This window comes from Streptomyces sp. NPDC051051 (genome assembly GCF_040682975.1).
Lineage (GTDB): Bacteria > Actinomycetota > Actinomycetes > Streptomycetales > Streptomycetaceae > Streptomyces.
Window position 1 is genome coordinate 36455 of record NZ_JBFBCB010000002.1, and the last position, 25162, is coordinate 61616.

The window sequence follows — 25162 nt, forward strand, 5'->3', positions numbered from 1 at the left end:
TGCCACGAGGCCCCCGCCGGCTCAGCCGTCCCGCGGTGCCGTGGCGGCCGGCAGCCGCAGGGTGAACACGCTTCCGGCGCCCGGTGTGCTCGCCGCCCGTGCCGTGCCGCCGTGGGCGGCGGTCAGGTGGCGGACGATCGGCAGGCCGAGGCCGCTGCCGCCGGTGCGGCGGCTGCGCGACTTCTCGGCGCGCCAGAACCGTTCGAACACGTGGGGCAGGTCCTCGGGGGCGATCCCGGTGCCGGTGTCGGTCACCTCCAGCAGCACCTGTGCGCCGTCCGCGCGCGCGGACAGCGTGACCGTCCCGCCGGCCGGGGTGTGGCGCACGGCGTTGGTGACGAGGTTGCCGAGCGCCTGCCGCAGCCGCACCGGGTCGGCGTCCAGCCAGGGGCCGCCGTCGGTGCCGGTGCGCAGGGTGACGCCCGCGGTGTCGGCGGCGACGCGGTGGGCGGCGGCGACCTGGGCGAGGAGTTCGTCGGCGGGGACGGGTTCGCGGTGCAGGCGCAGGGTGCCGGCGTCGGCGTCGGCGAGGTCGCGCAGGTCGTCGATGACCCGTTGCAGGACGAGGGCTTCCTCGTGCAGGGCGGCGAGGAGGCCGGCATCGGGCTCGACGAGGCCGTCGCGGGTGACCTCCAGCCAGCCCCGGATGTTGGTGAGCGGGCTGCGCAGTTCGTGGGCGACGTCGCTGACCAGGGCCTTGCGCTGGGTTTCCAGTCGTTCGCGGCGTTCGGCCAGGTCGTTGAAGGCCTCGGCGAGGATTCCGGTCTCGTCGCGGGTGGTGACGGGCACGCGCGCGTGCAGCTCGGGCGGCTGCTGGGCGGCCTCGGTGAGGGCGCGCAGGGGCCGTACCAGACGGGTGGCGACGACGGCGGTCACGGCGACGGTGACGGCGAGGACCAGACCGGCCGCGCCGACGACCTTCGCCTTGTTCGCCGGGGACATGTCCCAGCGGGGCGCGGCGCCGTTGTCGCCGCCGCCGAGGAAGAGTTCGGCGACGGGGGCGACGTACGGGTCGAGCTGGGCGCGGCGGGCGTCGTCCAGGCAGCGCTGTGCCGCGCGGGCCGTCGGGCCGTCCCCCTTGGACACGAAGCCGGAGGACGGCGTCGGGGTGCGCTGGTCCGCGCCGACGAAACCGCCGAGGGCGAGATGGGTGTCGGGGTCCAGCCCCGCCCCGGTCAGACAGCCGCGGGCGCCCTGCCGGAGCGCGTCCAGCGCCTTCTCCTCCGTGGGGGTGGCGGTGTTGAGCAGGCCGTCGGCGCACGGTTCGGGGACGTAGCCGTCCTCGACGGCGTCGTCGGCCGGACGCAGGACCGGGCGGCCGCTGGGGAGGCGGACGACCGTGGTGTCGATGCCGTTGCGCAGGAAGCAGTTCTGCCGTTTGCGGGCCAGCGCGTCGAGCCTGGCGCGTTCGGCGGCGGTGAGCCGGTAGGGGCCGACGACGCGCGGGTCGGTGCCGCTGAGCTGGGCGCCGGGTTCGCTGGAGGTGTCGGTGCGCAGGGGGTCGACGGTGGCGGCGGCGCGCGGTGGCAGGGAGGTGCCGCGGGGTGCGGAGTCGGCCAGCAGGATGCGGTCGGCCGTGGTCAGGGCGATGCGCCGGCCGGTCTGCGCGGACAGGGCGCGGACGGTGGCCGCTGCGCCGGTCCAGTCGGGATGGGTGGCGGCGTACCCGCTGAGGCGGGCGAGGATGTCCATGTCGTCGGCGAGCGCCTGGCCCTGTTCCTCCCGCAGGGCGCGGGTGGTGGTGGTCACCGCCAGCCAGGCCGTCGCGGCCACGGAGCAGACGGCGATCAGGACGGACGCGATGAGGAGCCGGACCAGCAGGCGTTTGCGCAGCGGTATGCGGGGGCGGGTGCCTTTCACGTGCGGGCACCGCTGAGTTTGTAGCCGACGCCGAAGACGGTGAGCAGCCGGGCGGGTCTGCGCGGGTCCGCCTCGATCTTGCGGCGCAGGTTCATGATGTGCACGTCGACGGCCCGTTCGGTGGAGGAGCGGTCGTAGCCGCGGGTGCACTGGAGCAACTGCCGCCGGGAGAAGACCCGTTCGGGCTCGCCGACCAGCGCGAGGAGGATCTGGAACTCGGCCGGCGTGCAGTCCACGGGCTTCCCGTCGCACCGCACCTCGTGCCGCGCGGGGTCGACCGCGATCCCGGCGGCCCGTACGACAGGGTCGTCCCGCCGGCCGGCGGCGGATCCGCTGCGCCGCAGGACGGTGCGGATGCGGGCCATCAGTTCGCGCGGGCTGTACGGCTTGGTCATGTAGTCGTCGGCGCCCAGTTCCAGGCCGAGCAGCACATCGTCCTCGGCGGCGCGGGCGGTCAGCATCAGGACGGGGATGTCGTCGTCCCGGCGGAGCACCCGGCACACCCCGAAGCCGTCGATGACGGGCAGCATGAGGTCCAGTACGACGAGGTCCGGCCGGTCGCGGCGCACCGCGTCGAGCGCGGCCGAGCCGTCGTGCACGACGGTGGCGGTGTGGCCCTCGGCGAGCAGGGACCGGCGGATGAGTTCGGCCTGCATCGCGTCGTCCTCGGCGACCAGTACATGTGCGCACACGCGGCCGTTTCCTCCTTCTGTGTCCGTGGGTGGTCGGCGGTCGGTCGGGTCAGCGGGCCAGGGACGCCCGGTCGCCCATGACGACGACCGGGTGGCGGGCGGGGTCGAGGGCGAGGAGCAGTTCCCTCATGTGCCGCTCGGCGATGCTGACGCAGCCGTGGGTGGGCCCGCCGTGGTCGACGTGGATCCAGATGCCCCCGCCGCGCCCGGCGCCCAGCGGCCGGGTCCAGTCCAGGGGTGAGGTGCCGGGCTTGCGGTTGTAGTCGATGGCGATCACGTAGTCGAAGGACCCGGCCAGCGGTTCGCCCTCGAAGCCGGTGCCGGGCGCGGTGAAACCGCCGGACGAGCGGTCGTACGGCAGCCGGGTGCCGGGGTCGGGCAGCCGTCCGCCGGCGTCGCTGAGGCCGAACACGCCGACGGGTGAGCGCAGGTCCCCGGCCAGGTGGTGGTCGGTCCAGCCGCGCAGGGCGTTGTGGGCGGGCCAGGCCGGGCCGGGCTGCCAGCCGGTGCCGGTGCGGTGGTACAGGACGACCTCGGAGAGCGGGGAGTCGGGGCCTCGTCCGGTCACCACGACCACCTGGCGCGCGGCGGCCGGCACGGCGGCGCGGGTCTTCGGTCCGAGGCCCGGCAGCTGCCGCGGGACCGTCCGGGCGGCGGCCCCGGGCGTGGGTGGGCCCGGGGCCGCCGGGGTGGCCGCAGGGCCGGCGGCCCGGTGGTCGGGAATGGCGGCCGCGCCGCCCCCGCATCCGGTCAGCAGCAGGGACGCGGCGAGCAGCGCGGCACGGGCGCGGTGCGTGATCATGACTCGACCTTGGCCGAGAGGTGTGAGGAACCGGTCAGGTTCTCAGGGTCGGTTGGGCTTTCCCTGAGCGTACAGCCAGGTCCTGAACAGGTTTTCGAGGTCCTTGCCGGACACCTTCTCCGCCAGGCGCTCGAACTGGGCGGTGGTGCCGTGGCCGTTGCGGTGGTCGGACGCCCAGGCGCGCAGGACGCGGAAGAAGGCGCGGTCCCCGACCGTGGTGCGCAGGGCGTGCAGGGCCATGGCGCCGCGGGCGTAGACGGGCGTGCCGAAGATGTTCGCGCCGCTGCCGGGGTCGCCGGGCGGGAATTCCCACAGGCCGTCGCTCGCCGGGCGGGCGTACAGCGTGTCGAAGGCGGCCTGGGCGCTCGCGCCGCCGTGCTGTTCGTCGTAGAGCCACTCGGCGTAGGTGGCGAAGCCCTCGTTGAGCCAGACGTCCTTCCAGGAGGTGAGGGAGACGGAGTCGCCGAACCACTGGTGGGCGCTCTCGTGGACGAGGGTGCTCAGGTCGGGCGCGCTGTCGTACACGGGCCGGGTCTGGGTCTCCAGGGCGTACCCGACGTCCGGGGCGTGGTCCACGATCGACCCGGCCGCGCGGTACGGGTACGGGCCGAACAGGCCGCTCTCCCATTCGAGCACGGAGGGCAGTTTCGCCAGCACGGGCCCGGCGGCGGCCGCTTCGCGGGGGTCGACGGCGTCGTAGACCCTGATGCCGTCGCGGGTGGTGTACTGCCGGACCTGGAAGGTGCCGACGGTGGCCGTGGCGAGGTAGGCGGCCATGGGCTCGGCCTGCCGCCAGCGGTAGGTGGTCCTCCCGTGCGCGGTCCGCTTGCCGAGGAGGACGCCGTTGGCGACGGCCGTACGGCCTTCGGGGACGGTGATGGTGAAGTCGTACGAGGACTTGTCGGTGGGGTGGTTGTTGGCGGGGAACCAGGTCATGGCGCCCTGCGGCTCGCCCGCGACGAACGCGCCGTCGTCGGTGGGGATCCAGCCGTCGGGGGAACCGTCGGGGTCGGTGACCGGGCCGGGGGTGCCGGAGTAGGTGACGGTCACCTGGAACCGCGCGCCCTTGCGCAGGGCGCGGCGCGGGGTGACGACGAGTTCCTGGCCGTCGCGCCGGTGACCGGCCTTGACGTGATCGACGGTCAGGGCGGTGACCTTCAGGCCGTTGAGGTCGAGGTCGAAGCGGCTCAGTGACCGGGTGGCGCGGGCAGTGAGGACCGCCTTGCCGTCGAGGTGCCGGGTGGCCGGGTCGTAACGGAGGGTCAGGTCGTAGTGGTCGACGTGGTAGCCGCCGTTCCCGGCGAGCGGGAAGTAGGGGTCGCCGACACCGGGCGTGCCCACCGGACCGGCGGCGAGCGCGGGGTCGGCGGCCGTGAGCAGGGCCGTCACGGCCAGGGGTACGGCCGCGAGGAGGGCGGGGCGTCTGCGGAGGTGTGTCACGTGCGCTCCTGGGGGGTGACTGGTGGTCAAACATGATCAGACTAGGCACCGGGCCCTTCGGATTCGCCCTCGTTCAGGTCAAGCCGCGCGGCGCGGGCGGCCGGGCCGTGCTTACCCTCGGCACCACCGCCCGCCCCGTGGAGAGGCCGCCCATGAGTGTCCGCGTACGCCGCGTGTACGACCCGCCCGAGCCGGAGGACGGCGTCCGCGTCCTCGTCGACCGGCTGTGGCCGCGCGGTCTGGCGAAGGACGCGGCGCGGATCGACGAGTGGCCCAAGGGCCTGACCCCGTCGAACGAGCTGCGCCGCTGGTACCACGCGGGCGACGGCTCCCACGAGGAGTTCACGCGCCGTTACGAGGCCGAGCTGAGCGGTCCCGGGGCGGAGGAACTCCTCGGTCATGTAAGGGAGTTGGCGGCCTCGGGGCCGGTGACCCTGCTCACCGCGGTGAAGGAGCCGGAGCACAGCCACGCGGCGGTCCTGGCCCGTCTCCTCGGCTGAGGACGGGCCGCCTGCCCGGCCGCGGGGCGCGCCCCTTCCCGGCCGGGGGTCGGCCCGGCCCCGGCAGGTTCCGGGAGGCGGCGTGATCGCCGGCCGGGGACGGGTCCGCAGCCTCCGCCGGGGACGGGCCCGGTCCCGGCCTCACCCCGTCTGCCGGGCCGCCGCCCGTCCCGCCGCGCGCCCCGAGAAGAGGCAGCCGCCGAGGAAGGTGCCCTCCAGGGCGTTGTAGCCGTGGACGCCGCCGCCGCCGAATCCGGCGACCTCGCCCGCCGCGTACAGGCCCTCGATCGGGTTGCCGTCGGCGCCGAGGGCGCGCGAGTCCAGGTCGGTCTGGATGCCGCCGAGGGTCTTGCGGGTGAGGACGTGCAGCTTGACGGCGATGAGGGGTCCGGCCTCGGGGTCGAGGATGCGGTGCGGGGTCGCGACGCGGCCGAGGCGGTCGCCGATGTAGCGGCGGGCGTTGCGGATGCCCTGCACCTGGGCGTCCTTGGCGTACGGGTTGGCCATCTGGAGGTCGCGGGCACGGATCTGGCGGCGCAGGCCGTCGGCGTCGAGCAGCGCCTCGTCCGTCAGGCCGTTCATCTTCTCGACCAGCCGGTCCAGGGTGTCGGCGACCACGAAGTCCGCGCCGCGGTCGAGGAAGGCCTGCACGGGGGCCGGCGCGCCCTTGCCGAGGATGCGGTCGCGCAGGACGGCCTTGCGGTCCTTGGCGGTGATGTCGGGGTTCTGCTCGGAGCCCGACAGCGCGAACTCCTTCTCGACGATCTTCCGGGTGAGGACGAACCAGGAGTGGTCGTACCCGGCGATGTCCTCGGTGGTGCGCAGGTGCCGGAGGGTGCCGAGGGTGTCGTAGCCCGGCAGGCAGGGGTCGGGCAGGCGGCGGCCGAGGGCGTCGAACCACATCGAGGACGGGCCGGGCAGGATGCGGATGCCGTGACCGGGCCAGACGGGGTCCCAGTTGCGGACGCCCTCCGTGTAGTGCCACATGCGGTCGCGGTTGACGAGCCGGACACCGGCCTCGGCGCTGATGTCGAGCATGCGGCCGTCGACGTGGGCGGGGACGCCGGTGACCATCTCGGCGGGCGGGGTGCCGAGGCGTTCGGGCCAGTGGCGGCGGACCATGTCGTGGTTGGCGCCGATGCCGCCGCTGGTGACGACGACGGCCTGGGCGGTCAGCTCGAAGTCGCCGATTCGCTCGCGGCTGGAGGAGACGCCGCGCGGCGAGTCGTCGGGCGCGAGGACCGTGCCGCGTACGCCCCGCGCCGCGCCGCCCTCGACGACCAGCTCGTCGACGCGGTGACGGTGGTGGAAGGTGAGCAGCCCGTCCCGGACGGCCTGCCGGGCGTACCGCACGAACGGCTCGACGACGCCCGTGCCGGTCCCCCACGCGACGTGGAAGCGGGGCACGGAGTTGCCGTGCCCGTCGGCGCGCAGGTCGCCGCGCTCGGCCCAGCCGACGGTCGGCACGAAGGAGATGCCGTGCCCGGCGAGCCAGGTCCGCTTCTCCCCCGCCGCGAACTCGACGTAGGCGCGCGCCCAGCGCACCGCCCAGGAGTCCTCGTCGTCGGTGCGGTCGAACCGGGCGCTGCCCTGCCAGTCGCTCCAGGCGAGGTCGAAGGAGTCCTTGACGCCGAGGCGCCGCTGCTCGGGCGAGTCGACGAGGAACAGCCCGCCGAAGGACCAGAACGCCTGGCCGCCGAGGTTGGCGGCGTTCTCCTGGTCGACCAGGGCGACCCGCCTGCCCCTGCTGGTGAGTTCGTGCGCCGCGACCAGGCCGGCGAGGCCCGCTCCGACGACGATGACGTCCGCGTCCATGGCGACCGTTGCCTTTCTCATTCGGGGTGCCTCTCGGGGGCTTGTGCGGGGTGGCGCTCGGAGTGGCTCCCGGGGGCTTTTCCGGGGTGGCGCTCCGGGTTGCTCCCGGGGTGGGCGCCGCCCTCGGTCAGCAGCGCGGTGAGGAGCTGCTTGAGCCAGGCGCGGGCCCCGTCCACGTCCTTGTCGAGCAGCAGTTGGGTGGTGACCCCGTCGTAGGCGGCGACCACCGCGCGGGCGGCGGCGTCGGCGTCGCCGAGGACGGCGGGCGGTGCGTCGGGACCGCGGTCGCGGCCGAGCCGGTCGGCGATGGCGCCGCGGAGTGTCGCGCGGTGTTCGAGCAGCGTGCGGGCGACGGCCGGGTCGCGGGCGGCGTGCACGAGGAAGTCCGTCTTCACCAGCAGCCAGTCGTGGTCGAGGAGCAGCACCTCGGTGACGCGGTCCACGGACGCGGGGACGTCGAGGGCGGGTCCGTCCCCGGCGAGCGCGTCGGCGACCTGCCGGGCGATGAGGTCGGCGCGCTGCCGGTAGAGGGCGAAGAAGAGTTCGTCCAGGCTGGCGAAGTTGGAGTAGAAGGCGCCCCGGCTGTAGCCGGCGGCCTCGCAGACCTCCTCGATGGAGACCCGCCCGAAGCCCTTGGCGGCGAACACCTCGAAGGCGGCGTCGAGGAGGTTGGCCCGGGTGCGCACCCGGCGCCGGGTGACACGCCTCGCCGTCTGTTCCGCCGCCATGTCGGCCCTCCGTTCGATACGGGAATGTATCCGATGCATTCGTGTATCGAAAGGCTCTCGACAGCGACAGCGACAGCGAGGGTCACGGCCACGGCGATCTGCTTTGCTGTCCCCGTCGGGCACGGACCTCACCCCACGGGACGATCATGCGGGCAGACGTACGGCAGGTCGCGGACGGCACCTATCTGGTGCACGGCGGCAACACCAACTGGGTGATCCTCACCGAGGGCGACGCCGTCACCCTGATCGACACCGGCTACCCGGCGGACCGGCAGCGGCTGCTGGACTCCCTCGCCGCGGTGGGCAGCTCACCGCGGGCCGTCACCGCCGTCCTCGTCACCCACGCGCACAACGACCACCTCGGGTCCGCCGAGCACCTGCGCACCGCGTACGGCACGCCCGTCCTCCTGCATCCGGCCGAAGTCCCGCACGCCCGGAGGGACTTCCTCCAGCAGGTGAGCGCCGGCACGGTGCTGCGCAACGCCTGGCGGCCCGGTGTCCTGCCGTGGATGGTGCACGTGCTGCGCTCCGGCGGCACCGAACAGCATCCGGTCACCGCCCCGGAGCCGTTCCCCGCCGCCACCGGCACCACCGGCGCGCTGGACCTGCCGGGCCGGCCCGTGCCCGTGCACACCCCCGGTCACACGGACGGCCACACCGTCTTCCACCTCCCGCAGGCCGGGATCCTGGTGTCCGGTGACGCGTTGGTCAGCGGGCACGCCACCTCGCGGATCCGGGGGCCGCAGCTGCTGCCCGGCATGTTCCACTACGAACGGGCCCGCGCGCTGGCCTCGCTGGACGTGATCGGGTCCCTTGCGGCCGACACCCTGCTGCCCGGCCACGGGCCGGTGCACCGGGGGTCCGTGCGGGAGGCTGCCCAGCGGGCCCGGGAACACGCCGTCTAAGGTCGGGCCATGGCTTTGCAGATCAGCGCCACCAATCCGGAGCACCCGGCCCTCCTGCTGGAACTGCCCTGGCAGCTCCCGCTGGAGGAGTGGCCCGAGGACGTTCTCGTACCGCTGCCGCGCGGCATCTCCCGGCACGTGGTGCGCTACGCCCGCGCCGGCGACGAGGTGATCGCCGTCAAGGAGCTGGCCGAGCGCCCGGCGCTGCGCGAGTACGAGCTGCTGCGCGACCTGGACCGGCTGGGCATCCCGGCCGTCGACCCGCTGGCCGTGATCACCGGGCGCGTCGACCCGGCGGGCGACCCGCTGGAGCCGGTCCTGGTCACCCGGCACCTGGGCGGGTCGATGCCGTACCGGTCGATGTTCGAGACGACCATGCGGCCGGCGACCATGCACCGGCTGATGGACGCCCTGGCGGTGCTGCTGGTGCGGCTGCACCTGGCCGGGTTCGCGTGGGGCGACTGCTCGCTGTCCAACACCCTGTTCCGGCGCGACGCGGGCGCCTACGCCGCGTACCTCGTCGACGCCGAGACCGGTGACCTGCATCCGCAGCTGAGCCCCGGACAGCGCGACTACGACCTCGACCTGGCCCGCGTGAACATCAGCGGTGAGCTGCTCGACCTGGAGGCCTCCGGCGCCCTGCACCCGTCGGTGGACCCGGTCGAGTTCGGCATGGAGATCTGCTCCCGCTACCAGGGGCTGTGGCAGGAGCTGACCCGCACCTCCGTCTACCCGGCGGGCAAGTACCACTACATCGAGCGCCGCATCCGCCGACTCCACGAGCTGGGCTTCGACGTCGCGGAGATGCAGATCGAGCACTCCTCCAACGGCGACACGGTCACCTTCGTGCCGAAGGTCGTCGACGCGGGCCACCACCAGCGGCAGTTGCTGCGGCTGACCGGCCTGGACACCGAGGAGAACCAGGCCAGGCGGCTGCTGAACGACCTGGAGAGCTGGATGGCCACCCAGGACGACTACGCCCCGGGCGACCCCCTCGCCGCCCGCCCCGAGGTACTGGCGCACCGCTGGGTGCGGGACGTGTTCCGGCCGACCGTGCGGGCCGTGCCGCTCGAACTGCGCGGTTCCATGGACCCGGCGGAGATCTACCACGAGCTCCTCGAGCACCGCTGGTACCTGTCGGAGCGCGCACAGCACGACATCGGCCTCGACACGGCCGTGCAGGACTACATCGCCAGGATCCTGCCCCGCGCGCGGGAGACCCTGGAGCCGACGACGCCGGAGTGAGCCGGACGCCGGGGGAGCCGGGCCCCGGCCCGCGTCACTCGTGCGGGACCACGGCCACGGGGCAGTCCGCGTGGTGCAGCACGCCGTGCGCCACCGAACCGATCCGGGTACCGACGGCGGTACGGCGGGCCCGCCGGCCGACCACCACCAGCTGGGCCCGCCCGGACACCGACAACAGCACCTGGCCGGCGCTGCCGATCTCCACGTGCTCCACCACCGGTACGTCCGGGAAGCGCTCGCGCCACGGGGCGAGGGCGTCGGCCAGCGCCTTCTTCTCGTACGGCTCCAGGCCGCCCGCGTCGTCGAGCAGCTTGAGCGAGGCGGGGCTGTACGAGAACACCGGGGGCAGCGTCCAGGCCCGCACCGCGCGGACGGAGGCGCCGCGGGCGGCCGCCGTCTCGAACGCGAACCGCAGCGTGGGCGCGCTGTCCTCGGGCGAGCCGTGCTGGCCGACCACGATCTCGTGCCCGGCCACCTCGGAGCCGGCCTTGTCCCCGGCCCGCACCAGGACGACCGGACGGCGGGCCTCGGCGATCACCTGCTGGCCGACCGAACCGAGCAGGAAGCCGACGACCGCGCCGTGCCCGCGCGAGCCCAGCACCAGCAGTTCCGCCTCCGCCGCGGCGGCGACCAGCGTGTCCGCCGGCTCGCCCTCCAGGACGTCGCTGGTCACCCGCAACCCGGAATGGCGTCCCGAGACCTCGGTGACGGCCTCCCGGACGGCGGCCCGCACCCAGTCCCGCTGGGCGTCCCGGTCCGCCACCTCGGCCGCCGCGTCCGGCTGGAACCGCCAGGCGTGCACCACCCGCAGCGCCAGATCCCGCCGTACGGCCTCCCTGGCCGCCCAGGCCAGTGCCGCCAGGCTCTCTTCCGTTCCGTCGACCCCTGCCGTGATCGGGCCCGTCATCCCGCCGCCTCCCCGCTTCGCACAATCGATTCGTCGGGTCCAGTCTTCACCACTAGCCTTCCGGTCATGACCTTGGAGTGGGAACAGGTGATCATCGACGCTGCCGATCCGGCCGCGCTGGGGCGCTGGTGGGCCGAGGCCCTCGGCTGGGTCGTGGTCGACGACGCGGCCGACGAGTTCGAGATCAGGCCGGCCCCGGACCGGCTGCCGGGCCTGCTGTTCGTTTCGGTGCCCGGGGCCAAGACGGTCAAGAACCGGCTGCATCTGGACTTCCGGCCCGAGGACCAGCGGGCGGAGGTCGACCGCCTGCTGTCCCTGGGGGCGCGCCCCGCCGACGTGGGGCAGGGCGAGCAGACCTGGGTGGTGCTGGAGGATCCCGAGGGCAACGAGTTCTGCGTGCTGAGCGCCCGCAAGGGCTGAGACCGGCCCCGGTTTGGACCGCGCGTGCCCGTCCGTCGTCGACCGGCGGGCCCCGTGTCGTGCCGTGTCGTGTCGTGCCGTGTCGACCGACGGTGCCCCGTCCTGTACCGGGAGTGCACGGCCCCGCCGGCCCCGGAGCGGACGCGGGCGATCGAACATACGATGGGCGGGAACCGGCGCGGGGCCCGCCGTGCCGCGAGTCCTGAACCCTCGGGGTGGGAGACGTATGGCACAGGCCGCCGAGACCGCGCGGACCGTCATTCTGACCGTGGACGACGACCCGGGGGTCTCCCGCGCCGTCGCCCGCGACCTGCGGCGCCGCTACGGCGCCGCGTACCGGATCGTGCGCGCCGAGTCCGGCGAGTCCGCGCTGGACGCCCTGCGCGAGCTGAAGCTGCGGGGCGACCTGGTGGCCGTGATCCTCGCGGACTACCGCATGCCGCAGATGAACGGCATCGAGTTCCTCGAACAGGCACTGGACGTGTATCCCGGCGCGCGGCGCGTGCTGCTGACCGCGTACGCCGACACCGACGCGGCGATCGACGCGATCAACGTGGTCGACCTCGACCACTACCTCCTCAAGCCGTGGGACCCGCCGGAGGAGAAGCTCTACCCGGTTCTGGACGACCTGCTCGCGGCCTGGCGCGCCAGCGACCACCGGCCCGTGCCGGCCACCAAGGTCGTCGGGCACCGCTGGTCGGCGCGCTCCTCCGACGTGCGGGAGTTCCTGGCCCGCAACCAGGTCCCCTACCGCTGGTACTCCTCCGACGAGCCGGAGGGACGGCGGCTGCTCGCCGCGGCCGGCGCGGACGGCCGGCGACTGCCGCTGGTGATCACCCCCGACGGCACCCCGCTGACCGAGCCGGACGCTCCCGAGCTGGCCGCCCGCGTGGGGCTGGCGACGACCCCGGAGGCCGAGTTCTACGACCTGGTGGTGATCGGCGGCGGCCCGGCCGGGCTCGGCGCGGCCGTCTACGGCGCCTCGGAGGGGCTGCGGACGGTACTGGTGGAGCGGTCGGCGACCGGCGGGCAGGCCGGGCAGAGCTCCCGCATCGAGAACTACCTCGGCTTCCCCGACGGCGTGTCCGGCGCGCAGCTCACCGACCGGGCCCGCCGCCAGGCCGCCAGGTTCGGCGCCGAGATCCTCACCGCGCGCGAGGTGACGGGACTGGAGGTCAACGGCGCCGCCCGCGTCGTGCGGTTCTCCGACGGCTCGGCGGTCGCCGCGCACAGCGTGATCCTGGCGACCGGTGTGTCGTACCGGCAGCTCCTGGCGCCGGGCTGCGACGACCTGACCGGCTGCGGGGTGTACTACGGCTCGGCGCTCACCGAGGCTGCCTCCTGCCAGGGGCAGGACGTGTACATCGTGGGCGGCGCCAACTCGGCGGGCCAGGCGGCGATGTACCTGGCGCGGGGCGCCAAGTCGGTGACGCTGCTGGTGCGCGGCGAGTCTCTGGCGGCGTCGATGTCGTACTACCTGATCCAGCAGATCGAGGAGGCGCCGAACATCTCGGTGCGGACCCGTACCGTCGTGGAGGCAGCGCACGGGGCGGAGCACCTGGAACAGCTCACGCTGCGGGACGTGGACAGCGGGGCGAGCGAACTCGTCGACGCGCAGTGGATGTTCGTGTTCATCGGCGCGGCCCCGCTGACCGACTGGCTGGACGGCACCGTGCTGCGCGACGAGCGCGGGTTCATCCTGGCCGGGCCGGACCTCACCCCGGACGGGCGGCCGCCGGCGGAATGGGAGCTGGACCGGCCGCCGTACCACCTGGAGACCAACATCCCCGGCGTGTTCGTGGCGGGCGACGCGCGCGCCGAGTCCGCCAAGCGCGTCGCGTCCGCCGTCGGAGAGGGAGCCATGGCCGTCATGCTCGTCCACCGTTATCTGGAGCAGTCGTGAGCGGGACGCCGATGCCCTGCGACCCGGCCGAGATCAGCACGCTGTTCCTGTTCGAGAAGCTCTCCCCCGAGCAGCTCGGACGGCTGTGCGCCGAGGGGCGGGTGGAGCGGTTCGAGGCAGGTCCGGTCTACACCGAGGGCGACCCGGCGACCTGCTTCTACGTGATGCTCGAGGGCACGGTGGTGCTGTACCGCCGGGTCGGGGGCGACGACGTCGAGGTCAGCCGCACCTCGCAGCGCGGTGTGTACGCGGGCGCGATGCAGGCCTACCTCGGGGACCGGGTGCCGCAGGTCTACACCAACTCGATGCGGGTGACCGAGCCGACCCGCTTCTTCGTGCTGCCGGCCCAGTCGTTCTCGGACGTCATGCAGGAGTGGTTCCCGATGGCCGCGCACCTGCTGGAGGGGCTGTTCTTCGGCTCGAAGAGCACCCAGCGGGCCGTCGGCCAGCGCGAACGGCTGCTGGCGCTCGGCTCGTTGTCGGCCGGGCTCACGCACGAGCTGAACAACCCGGCCGCCGCGGCCGTACGGGCCACGGCGACGCTGCGGGAGCGGGTGGCGAAGATGCGGCACAAGCTCGCCGTGATCTCGCAGGGCGCCTACTCCCGCGAGGTGCTCGCCGGACTGATCGAGATCCAGGAGCGCACCGCCGAACGGGTCGCCAAGGCCCCGGTGCTGAGCCCCCTGGAGGCCTCCGACCGGGAGGACGAGCTGACCGACTGGCTCGACGACCACGGCATCCCGGAGGGCTGGCGGATCGCGCCGACGTTCGTGCAGGCCGGACTCGACGTGGACTGGCTGGAGCAGGTCGCGGCGGCCGTGGCGGCCGACATCCTGCCCAACGCGATCGGCTGGCTCAACTACACCGTCGAGACCGAGCTGTTGATGGACGAGATCGACGACTCCACCAACCGGATCTCCCGTCTCGTCGACGCGGCCAAGCAGTACTCGCAGCTCGACCGCGCCCCCTACCGGGTCGTCGACGTCCACGAACTCCTCGACAGCACGCTGCTGATGCTGTCCGGGAAGATCGGCCGGAGCATCGAGGTCGTCAAGGACTACGATCGTGGCGTGCCGGACGTCCCCGCGTACCCGGCGGAGCTGAACCAGGTGTGGACGAACCTCGTCGACAACGCGGTCTTCGCCATCAACAGCGCCGGCGGGGAAGGCACGTTGACCGTGCGGACCGCGCGCGAGGGCGACCGGCTGCTGGTCGAGTTCGGCGACACCGGGCCCGGCATCCCGGCGGACGTCCGCAGCCGGATCTTCGACCCCTTCTTCACCACGAAACCGGTCGGCGAGGGCACCGGCCTCGGCCTGGACATCTCCTGGCGGATCGTCGTCAACAAGCACCACGGCAGCCTCCAGGTCGAGTCCGCGCCGGGCGACACCCGCTTCCAGGTGCTGCTGCCGCTGACCGCGCCGCACCCCACGACCGACGCCGGCACCGACGCCGGCACCGACGCCGACGCCGACGCCGACGCCGAAAGCACCTCCGACACCGCGTCCGACACCGCCGAGGAGCCCGTATGACCGACGCCCACGCCATCGATCCGAGCGTCCCGCCGAGCGGCGCCGGCTGCGTCGAGTGCGACGCGAGCGGCGGCTGGTGGTTCCATCTGCGGCGCTGCGCCCGATGCGGCCACATCGGCTGCTGCGACTCCTCCCCCGCCCAGCACGCCACCGCGCACTGGAAGTCCACCGGGCATCCCCTGGTGCAGAGCTTCGAGCCGGGCGAGGACTGGTTCTGGGACTACGACGGCGACGAGCTGTACGAGTCCGGCCCGGAGCTGGTGGAGCCGTCCTGCCACCCCCTGGACCAGCCCGCGCCCGGCCCGGCGGGGCGGGTGCCGGACGACTGGGCGCGGTCGCTGAACCGCTGACGCCCGGCAGCCCGTTCCCCTGCGGGGTCCGCCCCGCTCCCGGGCGGTGCCGTCGGTGCCGCGTGCCAGGATGGAGCCGTGCCACCCACAGCGTTCGCCACCGCGTTCATCGGCCGGGACGAGGAAGTCGCCCGGCTCTCCGGCGTACTGGAGCGCGCCCGCGCCGGGGAGGCGCGGGCGGTGCTGCTCGCCGGGGACGCCGGCGTCGGCAAGACCCGGGTGCTGGACGAGATCGCGGCGCGGGCCGCGCGCACCGGCGCGACCGTGCTGACCGGGCACTGCGTCGACCTCGGTGACGTCGGCCTGCCCTACCTGCCGTTCACCGAGATCCTCGGCGTGCTCGCCGGGGACGAACGCTTCGCGGCCGTGCTGGCCGCGCATCCCGTCGTCGACCGGCTGCTCGGCGGCGGCCCCGACGACGCCGTCCGCGACCTGGGCGGGCGGCTGCGGCTGTTCGAGGGGGTGGCGGGTCTGCTCGCCGACCTCGCGGAGGTCGCCCCGCTCCTGGTGGTCCTGGAGGACCTGCACTGGGCGGACGAGTCCTCGCGGGACCTGCTGCGGTTCCTGCTGAGCCGGGGTGTGCTCCAGCGGCCCGCGGGCGGTGCGCCCGCCCACCGGCTCGCGGTGCTGGCCTCCTACCGTGCGGACGATCTGCACCGCCGCCATCCGCTGCGGCCGCTGCTGGCCGAACTGGTGCGGCTGCCGGGCGTGGAGCGGCTGGAGCTGCGGCCCCTGCCGGACGCCGACGTGACCCGTCTGGTGCGCGCCCTGGAGGACCGTCCGCTGCCGGACGCCACGGTCCGCCGGATCGTGGAGCGCGCCGAGGGCAACGCCTTCTACGCGGAGGAACTGCTGGCCGCGACGGACACCGGGGCGGGCGGGGTGCCGAGCGGCCTGGCCGACCTGCTGCTGATCCGCGTGGAGCAGCTCTCCGAGACCGCGCAGCTGGTGCTGCGGACGGCGGCGGTGGCCGGCCGGCGGGTCGAGCACGACCTGCTGCGGGACGCGGTCGCGCTGCCCGAGGACGAGCTGGAGTCGGCGCTGCGCGAGGCCGTCGGCCGGCAGCTCCTGGCCGCGGGCGCGGGCGACACGTACGCCTTCCGGCACGCGCTCGCCCGCGAGGCGGTGTACGCCGATCTCCTCCCGGGGGAACGGGCCCGGCTGCACGGCGCGTTCGCCCGGCTGCTGGCGGCACGGGGTCGGCGCGCCGAGACCGCCGCCGAGCGGGCCCACCACTACCGCGAGAGCCACGACCTGCCGGAGGCGCTCGCCGCGTCGCTGGAGGCGGCCGACCATGCCCAGCGGGTCGGGGCGCCCGCCGAGGAGCTGCGCCATCTGGAGACCGCGCTCGACCTGTGGCCCGCGGTGGACGCCGCCGCCCGGCCGGCGGGCGGGGGCGGCGACCGGGTCACGCTCATGCTGCGCGCCTCGGCGGCCGCCGCACACGCCGGTCAGGGGCACCGCGCGGTCTCCCTGACCCGCGCCGCGCTCGCCGGGGTGGACCAGGACGCCGATTCCGAACTCGCCGCGCGCGTGCGGTACACGCTGGCCGGGACCCTGCTCGGCGTCGACAGTCTCACGGCCGCCTTCCGCTACAGCAGCGAGGCCCTGGCGATGATCCCGGCCGAGCCGCCGTCCCCGACGTGGGTGTGGGCCGCGGCCACCCATGTCCTGGCGGCCCGTCAGGTGGGCGACGGCGACACCGCCCTGCGGGTGGCCCGCCGGGCGCTGGAGGTGGCCGACCGGCTGGGGGTGACCGACGCGCAGGCCGACCTGCTGATCTCGCTGGCCGTCCTGGAGGGCGGTGGACGGCGCTCCCCCGAGGGCCGCGCCCGCCTGCGGGAGGCCCGTGAACTGGCCCGGCGGGCGGGCAGCGCCCCCGTGGAGATGCGGGCCCTGTTCAACCTGGCCATCGGCTGCTACGAGGCCGGGGAGTTCGAGGAGTGCCTGCCCTGGCTGGCCGACGGCCTGGACCGGGCCCGCCGGGCGGGCCTGCTCTCCTCGCCGTATCCGCTGGAGATGCGTTATCTCCAGCTGGTGCTGCTGCACACCCTGGGCCGCTGGGACGAGTGCGTGCGGACGGCGGCGAACGACCTCGCCGTCCTGCCGTCGGCGGGCGGGTACGCGGCGGGGCCCGCCCTGTACATCGCGCTGGCCCGTGGGGAGGAGGGTGCCGTCGAGCGGGCACGGGCCCTGACGGAGGGCGCCCCCGACTGGATGGCGGCGCTGGTGGCGGCCGTCGTCCTCACCGACGCGGCGGCCCTGCGGGGCGATGCCGAGGCGGCGGTGGCCCAGGTGCGTGCCTCCGTCGAGGCGCTCACCGACGACGCGGGCAAGCGTCCCGACGTCACCGTCCGGCTCGCCGCGCTCGCGCTGACACCGGTCGCCGACACGGCCGCCTCGGCCCGCACCGGCGGCGACGGGGCATCGGCGGCCCGCTGGTCGGCGGTCGCGGCCGAACTCCTCGACCTGGCGCGGGCGGCGGCGCTGCACGGCGCGGCCGGGGGGCCGCAGGGCCCGGAGGGGCAGGCCTGGCTGGCCCGGGCCGAGGCCGAGCGGGCGCGGGCGGCCGGCGAGCCGGACTCGGCGGCCTGGGAGCGGGCGGTGGCGGCGTTCGAGTTCGGCGACGTGTACGAGCGGGCGCGCTGCCGGTTGCGGCTGGCGGAGGCCCTGCTGGCCGCCGGCCGGCGCGAGGAGGCGGCCGGCGAGGCCCGCGCCGCCCGGGAGACGGCCGTACGACTGCGGGCGGCGCCGCTGCTGGCACGGGTGGACGCCCTCGTCCGGCGGGGCCGCCTGGCGCCCGTCGCGTCCGGCCGGAAGGGACCGGCGGCCCTCACGGCCCGGGAACGGGACGTCCTGCGGCTGCTCGCCCTCGGCCGCAGCAACCGGCAGATCGGCGAGGAGTTGTTCATCAGCGCCAAGACGGCCAGCGTCCACGTCTCCAACATCCTGGCGAAGCTGGGCGCGGCCGGCCGTACGGAGGCGGCGGCGATCGCCCATCGGGAGGGACTGCTGGAGACCGGGACGGACGCGCCGGGCTGAGCACGGGGGGCGAGACCCCTCCCCCGCCGCCCTGGCGGCCCGCCGTACCGCGGCCCGTCGAGTGATCTGCGCCTCACAGGCAACCCGGCCCGCCGCACACACGTCTTGACCGGCAACGACACACGGCGTCCGGTGACGCCCGCCCCGGTCGTCTCCTCGACCGGGGCGTTTTCCGGACACACTATACACGCCATGTATACACACAGTGCATACATGATGGCCGAAAGGAATCGATGTACGGCAAGGCTTTCGCCCCGGAGTACCAGGGCGCCCTCACCACCCTGTCCGTGAACTCGTCCCTGGTCGACGTACTGACCGCCGGCACCGAGCAGTTGGCGGCGGCCGAGCGGGCCGGTGAGCGGGCCGAGGCGGCGCGCTCCGGGCTCGCGGTCGCCGAGGCGCACCGCAGGCTGGGCCAGGTGCGCGAGGCCGACCGGGCCTGGAAGGCGAGCTACCGCGCGGCCCGGGACGCGGGCGACGTGGCGGCCATGGCGTGGGCCCTGTGGAGCGGCGGCACCCTGGCCCGGCAGCGGGGCGCCTTCCCGTTGGCCCGGCGGCTGCTGGCGCTGGCGGCCGACCTCGGGGAGCGCGGCGGGGACGTCGTCGTCCGGGGCTACTCGCTGGCCGGGCTCGCGGAGACCGGCCGCATCCAGGGCGACTACGAGGCCGTCGGCAGACTGCACGAGCAGCTCCTGGCCGAGGCCCGCCGGCGCGGCGAGGCACGGCACACGGTGTGGGCGCTGGAGGGCATCGCGCAGATGCACCGCAACTCCGGGGACTTCGACACCGCCTACGCGCTGTTCCAGGAGGCGGCCGAGATCTCCGCGCGCGCCGACGACCGGCGGGGCCACGCCTGGGCGCTGCGCGGCCTGGCGGACGTCGTCTCCGTGCGGGACGGCGACACCGAGCGCGCCCTCGCCCTGCTGGCCGAGGCGGAGACGGCCTGCCGTGCGATGAACCTCACCGGCGCGCTGGCCTACAACCACAAGATGCGCGGCAACGTCCTGTACCGGGCGGCCCGTTACGCCGAGGCGCGGGACCTCTACCAGCAGGCCCTCGCGGAGTTCGGCGCGATGAGCGAGCCGCGCGGGACGGCCCTCGCCCGGCTCGGGCTGGCCAAGTCACTGGCCCGCCTGGGCCGCGACCGCTCCGAGACGGCCATGGAACTGACGCGACTGGCAGCGGAGTTGGAGCGGATCGGGTTGCGGCACGCGCGGGAGATGGTGGCGCGGGCCGAGGAGGAGCTCGGCATCGGGACGGCCGCCGGCCGTCCGGGCGGCGCAACCGCGGAGGCCGCACGGTGACGGCACTCTCCACCACCGCGCTCTCCGCGACGGCCCCTTCGTCCACGGTGCTCTCCACGACGGCGGCCGCACCGGCGGCGGGGCCGGCCGCCCCCGCCGTCCTCGACCGCTGCCGCACGCTGGTGCGACCCGCGCTGGCGGAAGCGGTCGGCCGACTGCACCCGTGGGTGGGCGAGATGGCCGCGTACTCCTTCGGCTGGTGCGAGGTGGGCGGGGCGCCCACCTCCGCCTCCGGCGGGAAGGGCTCCGCCTCCGGCGGGAAGGGGCTGCGGCAGGCCCTCGCCGTGCTCGGCGCCGAGGCGGCGGGGGCGCCCGCACGGGCCGGGGTCGCCGCGGCCGTATCGGTCGAACTCGTGCACGCCTTCTCCCTGCTGCACGACGACATCATGGACGGCGACCCCACGCGAAGGCGCCGCCCCACGGTCTGGAAGGCCTACGGCACGGGACCCGCGGTCCTCGCCGGTGACGCCCTGTTCGCCCTGGCCGTCGAGACCCTCGCCGCGGCCCCCGGCGGCGCCGGCGGCGTACGGCTGCTGTCCGGGGCGCTCGCCGGGCTGGTCCACGGGCAGGCCGACGACCTGCTGTTCGCCGCGCGGCCCTGGTCGGGGCCCGAGCGGGTGCGGCCGGACGCGTACCGGGCGATGGCCGAGGGCAAGACCGGCGCGCTGCTGGGCTGCGCGGCCGCGCTGGGCGCCGTGCTCGGCGGGGCCCCCGAGACGACCGTCACCGCGCTGGACCGCGCCGGACGGCATCTCGGAATCGCCTTTCAGGTGGTCGACGACCTGCTGGGGATCTGGGGCGATCCGGCCGTGACCGGCAAGCCCGTCCACGGTGACCTGCGCGAGGGCAAGAAGACCTTTCCGGTGCTGGCGGCCCTGGAGTCCCCCCGGCCGGCGGCCCGGCGCCTCGCCCGGCTGCTGGAGTCGGGGGGCGACCCCGTCGAGGCGGCGGCACTCGCCGAGGAGGCAGGGGGCCGGGCGGCGGCACTCGCCGAGGCGCGCCGGCAGGTGTCCGCCGTGGAGTCGGCGCTCGCCGGGGTGCCGCTGCGGGCGGGGGCCGCGGACGACCTGCGGTCGCTGCTGGACTTCCTGGTGCGACGCGACCTCTGACCACCGTCCGGACCCCGGTTGACCTGGGTCCCCGCCGCGCGACAGGGTACGGGGAGCGCGCGCGGCACAGCGCGCAGGAAAGGTGGTCGTCTTGATCGGCATCACGGACATCGAAGCCGCGGCGGAGCGGATCGCCGGGCACGTCGTCCGCACCCCGACCCTCCCGAGTCCCGGACTCTCCGGGCTGCTCGGTGTCCCCGTCACCGTCAAGCTGGAGCTGCTCCAGCGCACCGGTTCCTTCAAGGCGCGCGGGGCCACGGCGAAACTGCTCTCGCTCTCCGAGGCGGAGCGGGCGGCGGGGGTGGTCGCGGTGAGCGGCGGCAACCACGGCATCGCGGTGGCGGTCATGGCCGCCGCCCTCGACGTGAAGGCCACGGTCGTCATGCCGCGTTCGGCGCCGGCCCGGGCCGTCGAGATCGTCGAGGAGGCGGGCGCGTCGGTACGGCTGACGGACGGGATGGGCAGCGCCTTCTCGCTCGTGAACGACCTGCGGGACGAGGGGCTGACCCTGGTCCACCCGTTCGACGACCCGGTGGTGGTCGCCGGTCAGGGCACCGTCGGCCTGGAGCTCGCGCGGGACGCCGACGAGCTGACGGACGTCCTGGTCAGCGTCGGGGGCGGCGGGCTGATCTCCGGTGTCGCCGCGGCCCTGCGGGCACTGCGGCCGGGGGTGCGGATCTGGGGTGTGGAGACCGAGGGCGCGGAGGCGATGGCGGAGGCGCTGAAGGCCGGCGGTCCGGTGCCGGTGGAGGTGTCGTCCATCTCCACCACGCTGAGCGCGCCGACCGTCGCGCCGCTGACGTACGAGCATGTCTCGGCGCTGGTCGGCGAGGTGCTCGTGGTGCCGGACCGGGAGGCCGTGCGGGGCTGTCTGGAGCTGGCCGAGCACGCGAAGGTGTGGACCGAGCCGGCCGCCGGATGTCTGCTGCCGGCCGCCCGGCGGGTCGTGGAGCGGGTGGGCCCCGACGCCCGGCTGGGACTGGTGGTCTGCGGGGGCAACGCGTCGGCCGCGGACATGGCGTCCTGGGTCGGGCGCTTCGGCCTGCGCTGAGACCGGGAGACGTCCGCGGCGGCCCTCTTCCGGGAAAGGGCCGACGGCCGCCGCGGTGTTTCCGGCCGCCGCGGGCGTTTCCGCGGGCACCCGGCGCGGGCGTTTCCGCAGGCATCCGACGCGGGCGTTTCCCCGGGCGGCCGGCGCGGGTTCACCGCTGGTCGGACGGCCGGACCGCTCGAAGTCATGTCCTTTCCCCGCACGGGCGCGCGCCGTTTTTGACCGAAAGACAGAAATCCCGCCCGAGTCGCTCCGCTCTTGAACGCGCACCCTCTCGGCCGCCGTACCACTGGGAAAGGTGAGCAGCCGGGGTTCAGCGAGGGATGACCATGGTCAAGGCGCACGTCTCCACGCACGAGTTGGTCGCCGGTCGGTACCGGCTCCTCGGCGTCGTCCACCGCGAGACGAACCGCGTCAGCTGGTACGGCGAGTACGCCGACGGGCCGGCGGGTTCCCGGCCGTGTCTGGTCACCCGGATCGGACTGCCCGCCGACCTCGCCGAGGAGGACGCGCACCGGGCCGCCGAGCGCGTGGTGCGGATGTCCGAGACGATGGCCCGGGTGTGCCCCGGCCGGGTCGCCACCGTCCTCGACGCCCTCGTGGAGGCGGGGTCCCTGTGGACCGTGACCGAGTGGATCGACGGCCTCCCCCTCGGCCAACTGATCGAGCAGCGGCGCGTGTTCCGGCCCGCCCGCGCCGCCCGGATCGGGCTGGAACTGCTCGACGTGCTGGAGGCGGCCCACGGTGAGGGCATCACCCACGGCGAACTGAGCCCCGGTCAGGTGTTCGTGCGGGCGCGCGGCCCGGTCGTCGTCACCGGCTTCGGCCTCGCGGGCGCGACCCTCGCCCCCCGGCTCGCGGCCCCGGCGTACGCCTCCCCCGAGCAGGCACGCGACGAGCGCATCGGGCCGGCGGCCGATCTGTGGGCGGTGGGCGCGATCCTCTACACGGTCGTCGAGGGCCGTCCGCCCTACCGGGACCGGGACCGGCCGGAGGCCACGCTGAAGGGCGTGGACCGGCTGCCGCTGCGCACCCCCCTGCGGTCCGGTGCGCTCGGACCCGCCGTCCAGGGCCTGCTGCGCAAGGACTCACGGGAGCGGACGACCCGGCCGACGGCACGCCAGAACCTCGTCCGCGCCCTGGAGGAGGACACACACGCCGTGCCCGCGCCCCGGCTGCGGAGGGCGTACGCCGTCGCGCGGGTCGCCGGTCCGCGGTGGAGCGGGCGGACGATGGCTGCGGGGACCGCGCTGGCCGTGGTCACGGTGACGGTCGCCGCGCTGGCCGCGACGGGCCGGTTGCCCGGCATCGAACAGACGGCGTCGGACAGCGCGCAGTCCCGTCCGTCCTCGCCCGGCGCCCCGCCCGGCGAGGACGGCGCCGACAGAGTCACCGGTGCGCCGGCGCCGGGCCCCAGCCCGTCGGCCCCCTCCTCGCCGCCCGCGACCTCCCCGGACGCGAGCACCGGCCCGGCCCCGAGCCCCACGGCCGCCTCCCCGTCGGCCACCGCCGGGACCCCGCCGGCCGGCTTCCGGGTCCTCCGGGCGCCCGAGGGCTTCTCCGTCGCCCTCCCCGAGGGCTGGACCCGGCTGGGCACCGCGCGCTCCGGGGACCTCGCCTACCGCGTCACCTTCGGCGCCGAGGGCGACCCGCGCACCCTCGCGGTCACCTACAGCGAGCGGGTCGGCCCGGACCCGGTGGCCGTCTGGCGCGAGGACGTGGAGCCGGGGCTGCGCGGGGTGGACGGGTTCGAGCGCATCGGGGCGATCGAGGCGACGACGTACCAGGGTTACGAGGCGGCCGACATGGAATGGCTCGTCGACGTCGACGGCACCCGGGTGCGCACCTTCGGCCGCGGTTTCCTGCTCGGCGGCCACCGCGGCTTCTCCCTGCGCTGGACGACCCCCGCCGCCGACTGGGACACCACCGCCAACCGGCGGGCCCTGGACGCCTTCCTCACGACCTTCCGACCCGGCCCGGCCTGATCCGGCGCGATCCGTTCTGATCCGCCCCGATCCGGACGAAAGACCCTAGGTTCCCTCGGACGGGACCGGGCCGCGCGGCGCGCGCATCCTGCGCAGCGGGCCGCCGTGCAGCGGCTGGGTGGCCCAGCGGGCGGTGAAGGTGCCGTCCGGGAGGGTGCAGGTCACCCGGAGCCGGTGGGGTGTCTCCAGGAGGACGAGGTCCGCGGTGAGGGTGTCGCCGTCGCTCCAGCCGCCGCTCGCCGCGAGGGGCAGGGGTTCCCCGGTCACGGTCCAGGCGCCGGTGCCCAGGCGCGCCGTCAGGCGGTCGTCGCCCTCGGCGAGGACCAGCGTCCAGCCGTCGCCGTCCGCCGTGACGGTGACACCGGTGAGGCTCGGCCGGTCGGCGCAGACACCGCCGTACGGGGTGAAGGCGGCGCCCCGCCACTCCCGCGGGCGTTCCGGCGGCGCGGGCTTCCCGGGGGCGGGCGGAAGGGCGAGGCGGGTGAGACGGTCGGCGAGTGCCGTGTCGGCGTCCCGGGGGCCGGGCAGCGGGGCCGGGCGGAACGCCGGCAGGAGATGTTCCCAGACGAGGTCGAGCAGGCCCTGCATGTCGGGGGTCGCCGCGGTGGTGGCGACGACGGCGTCGTGCTCGGGCAGGACGAGGCAGAACTGGCCGTAGGCTCCGTCGCCGCGGTAGCCGTGCCGGGACCGCCAGAACTGGAAGCCGTACCCGCGGTCCCAGTCCTGCCGGTCGGCGTCGCCCATGGCTCCCGCGGTCGGTACGTGCTCGCGGGTCGCCTCGGCGATCCACTCGGGCGACAGCAGCCGCCGCCCCTCCCAGCGGCCCTCGCCCAGGTACAGCTGACCCAGTCTGGCGATCGCGTCGGTGGTGCCGTGCAGGCCGCTGAATCCCAGCTCGCGGCCCGTCCGGTCGGTCAGCCAGGCGACCTCGCCGAAGCCGAGCGGGTCCAGCAGCCGGGGCCGCAGATAGGCGGTGAGCGACTGGCCGGTGACGCGCTGGAGGATCGCGGCGAGGGTGTAGGTGGCGGGCTGGTTGTAGGCGAAGACCGTGCCGGGATCGCGGTCCGGCGGCAGCAGCAGGAAGCCGCGGACGAGGTCCTCGCGGTCGAGGGCGCGGGCCCGGTCCAGGGTCTCGGCCCCGTGCCCGCTCGCCATCGACGCCACGTGCCGTACCCGCATCGCGCGGCTGCGGGGGTCGGTGATGTCGGCGTCGAACTCGGGGAAGTACGAGATCACCGGGTCGTCGAGCCCGATCAGACCCTCGGCCACGGCGAACCCGGCGGCCGTGGAGGTGAAACTCTTGCTCAGCGAGTACAGCAGGTGGAGGCGGTCGGGCGCGTACGGCGCCCACCAGCCGGCGGCGACGACACGGCCGTGCCGCAGGACCATGAGGCTGTGCGGCTCGATGGCCTCGGCCGCCTCGACGGCGTCGAGGAAGGCGAGGACGCCCGAGGCGTCGACGCCCTGGGCGGACGGGGTGCTGGAAGGCAGTGGACGGGCGCTCATGCCCGCATCCTTCCCCGTGCGCCGGGCGGGCACCGGGGGGATTTCCCGTCCCGCCCGCGGCCCGTT

The 25162-nt window shown here is 75.0% G+C and carries 20 protein-coding genes; 12 read left to right on the forward strand and 8 right to left on the reverse strand.

The window, feature by feature from the left end; all coding sequences use genetic code 11:
- Positions 1–21: 21 nt before the first annotated feature.
- The 4 genes from AB0N31_RS01840 to AB0N31_RS01855 are packed head-to-tail and all read right to left on the reverse strand — an operon-like array spanning position 22 to position 4794.
- Positions 22–1860, reverse strand: coding sequence for a HAMP domain-containing sensor histidine kinase (locus AB0N31_RS01840; RefSeq protein ID WP_366056349.1), 1839 nt, complete (start codon positions 1858–1860; stop codon positions 22–24).
- Positions 1857–2552 carry a response regulator transcription factor gene (locus AB0N31_RS01845; protein WP_366056350.1) on the reverse strand — a complete coding sequence of 232 codons (696 nt, stop codon included), beginning with the start codon at positions 2550–2552 and terminating at the stop codon, positions 1857–1859. The genes AB0N31_RS01840 and AB0N31_RS01845 overlap by 4 nt, the downstream gene beginning before the upstream one ends.
- 49 nt (positions 2553–2601) lie before the next feature.
- Positions 2602–3354, reverse strand: coding sequence for a L,D-transpeptidase family protein (locus tag AB0N31_RS01850; RefSeq protein ID WP_366056351.1), 753 nt, complete (start codon positions 3352–3354; stop codon positions 2602–2604).
- Between the two features lie 42 nt (positions 3355–3396).
- Positions 3397–4794, reverse strand: coding sequence for a M1 family metallopeptidase (locus tag AB0N31_RS01855; protein WP_366056352.1), 1398 nt, complete (start codon positions 4792–4794; stop codon positions 3397–3399).
- A 152-nt stretch (positions 4795–4946) separates the two neighbouring features.
- On the opposite strand from AB0N31_RS01855, the gene AB0N31_RS01860 reads away from it, so the two are divergent.
- Positions 4947–5294: a DUF488 family protein gene (locus AB0N31_RS01860; RefSeq protein WP_366056353.1), complete on the forward strand. Its 348-nt coding sequence runs from the start codon at positions 4947–4949 to the stop codon at positions 5292–5294.
- Positions 5295–5435: 141 nt separating this feature from the next.
- On the opposite strand, the gene AB0N31_RS01865 is transcribed toward AB0N31_RS01860, so the two are convergent.
- Both AB0N31_RS01865 and AB0N31_RS01870 read right to left on the reverse strand, forming a co-directional pair.
- Positions 5436–7109 (reverse strand): FAD-binding dehydrogenase, encoded by a 1674-nt coding sequence (locus AB0N31_RS01865; protein WP_366056590.1) that lies wholly within the window; start codon positions 7107–7109, stop codon positions 5436–5438.
- 17 nt (positions 7110–7126) lie between these two features.
- A complete protein-coding gene (locus AB0N31_RS01870; RefSeq protein ID WP_366056354.1) occupies positions 7127–7837 on the reverse strand; it encodes a TetR/AcrR family transcriptional regulator in 711 nt (236 codons plus the stop codon).
- Positions 7838–7983: 146 nt separating this feature from the next.
- Between AB0N31_RS01870 and AB0N31_RS01875 the strand changes: the two genes are divergently transcribed.
- Positions 7984–8742 (forward strand): MBL fold metallo-hydrolase, encoded by a 759-nt coding sequence (locus AB0N31_RS01875; protein ID WP_366056355.1) that lies wholly within the window; start codon positions 7984–7986, stop codon positions 8740–8742.
- A gap of 9 nt (positions 8743–8751) precedes the next feature.
- Entirely contained in the window at positions 8752–9987 is a 1236-nt protein-coding gene (locus tag AB0N31_RS01880; RefSeq protein ID WP_366056356.1) for a DUF4032 domain-containing protein, read from the forward strand.
- 34 nt (positions 9988–10021) lie between these two features.
- Here AB0N31_RS01880 and AB0N31_RS01885 read toward each other — a convergent pair whose 3' ends face one another.
- Positions 10022–10894 carry a universal stress protein gene (locus AB0N31_RS01885; RefSeq protein ID WP_366056357.1) on the reverse strand — a complete coding sequence of 291 codons (873 nt, stop codon included), beginning with the start codon at positions 10892–10894 and terminating at the stop codon, positions 10022–10024.
- Positions 10895–10960: 66 nt separating this feature from the next.
- On the opposite strand from AB0N31_RS01885, the gene AB0N31_RS01890 reads away from it, so the two are divergent.
- The 9 genes from AB0N31_RS01890 to AB0N31_RS01930 all read left to right on the forward strand — a co-directional run bounded on the left by AB0N31_RS01890 (position 10961) and on the right by AB0N31_RS01930 (position 23590).
- Positions 10961–11314, forward strand: a complete 354-nt coding sequence (locus AB0N31_RS01890) for a VOC family protein (protein ID WP_366056358.1) — start codon at positions 10961–10963, stop codon at positions 11312–11314.
- Between the two features lie 226 nt (positions 11315–11540).
- Positions 11541–13217, forward strand: coding sequence for an FAD-dependent oxidoreductase (locus tag AB0N31_RS01895; protein WP_366056359.1), 1677 nt, complete (start codon positions 11541–11543; stop codon positions 13215–13217).
- 11 nt (positions 13218–13228) lie between these two features.
- Positions 13229–14749, forward strand: coding sequence for an ATP-binding protein (locus tag AB0N31_RS01900; RefSeq protein ID WP_366056591.1), 1521 nt, complete (start codon positions 13229–13231; stop codon positions 14747–14749).
- Positions 14746–15099, forward strand: coding sequence for a UBP-type zinc finger domain-containing protein (locus AB0N31_RS01905; protein WP_366056360.1), 354 nt, complete (start codon positions 14746–14748; stop codon positions 15097–15099). The genes AB0N31_RS01900 and AB0N31_RS01905 overlap by 4 nt, the downstream gene beginning before the upstream one ends.
- A gap of 78 nt (positions 15100–15177) precedes the next feature.
- Positions 15178–18141, forward strand: a complete 2964-nt coding sequence (locus AB0N31_RS01910) for an AAA family ATPase (RefSeq protein ID WP_366056361.1) — start codon at positions 15178–15180, stop codon at positions 18139–18141.
- Between the two features lie 233 nt (positions 18142–18374).
- Positions 18375–19445, forward strand: coding sequence for a tetratricopeptide repeat protein (locus AB0N31_RS01915; protein ID WP_366056362.1), 1071 nt, complete (start codon positions 18375–18377; stop codon positions 19443–19445).
- A gap of 47 nt (positions 19446–19492) precedes the next feature.
- Complete coding sequence (locus tag AB0N31_RS01920; protein WP_366056592.1) at positions 19493–20554, forward strand: polyprenyl synthetase family protein; 1062 nt, start codon at positions 19493–19495, stop codon at positions 20552–20554.
- A gap of 91 nt (positions 20555–20645) precedes the next feature.
- Positions 20646–21605, forward strand: coding sequence for a threonine/serine dehydratase (locus AB0N31_RS01925; RefSeq protein WP_366056363.1), 960 nt, complete (start codon positions 20646–20648; stop codon positions 21603–21605).
- Between the two features lie 323 nt (positions 21606–21928).
- Positions 21929–23590, forward strand: coding sequence for a protein kinase (locus tag AB0N31_RS01930; RefSeq protein ID WP_366056364.1), 1662 nt, complete (start codon positions 21929–21931; stop codon positions 23588–23590).
- Positions 23591–23635: 45 nt separating this feature from the next.
- On the opposite strand, the gene AB0N31_RS01935 is transcribed toward AB0N31_RS01930, so the two are convergent.
- A complete protein-coding gene (locus tag AB0N31_RS01935) occupies positions 23636–25096 on the reverse strand; it encodes a serine hydrolase domain-containing protein (RefSeq protein WP_366056365.1) in 1461 nt (486 codons plus the stop codon).
- Positions 25097–25162: the final 66 nt, after the last annotated feature.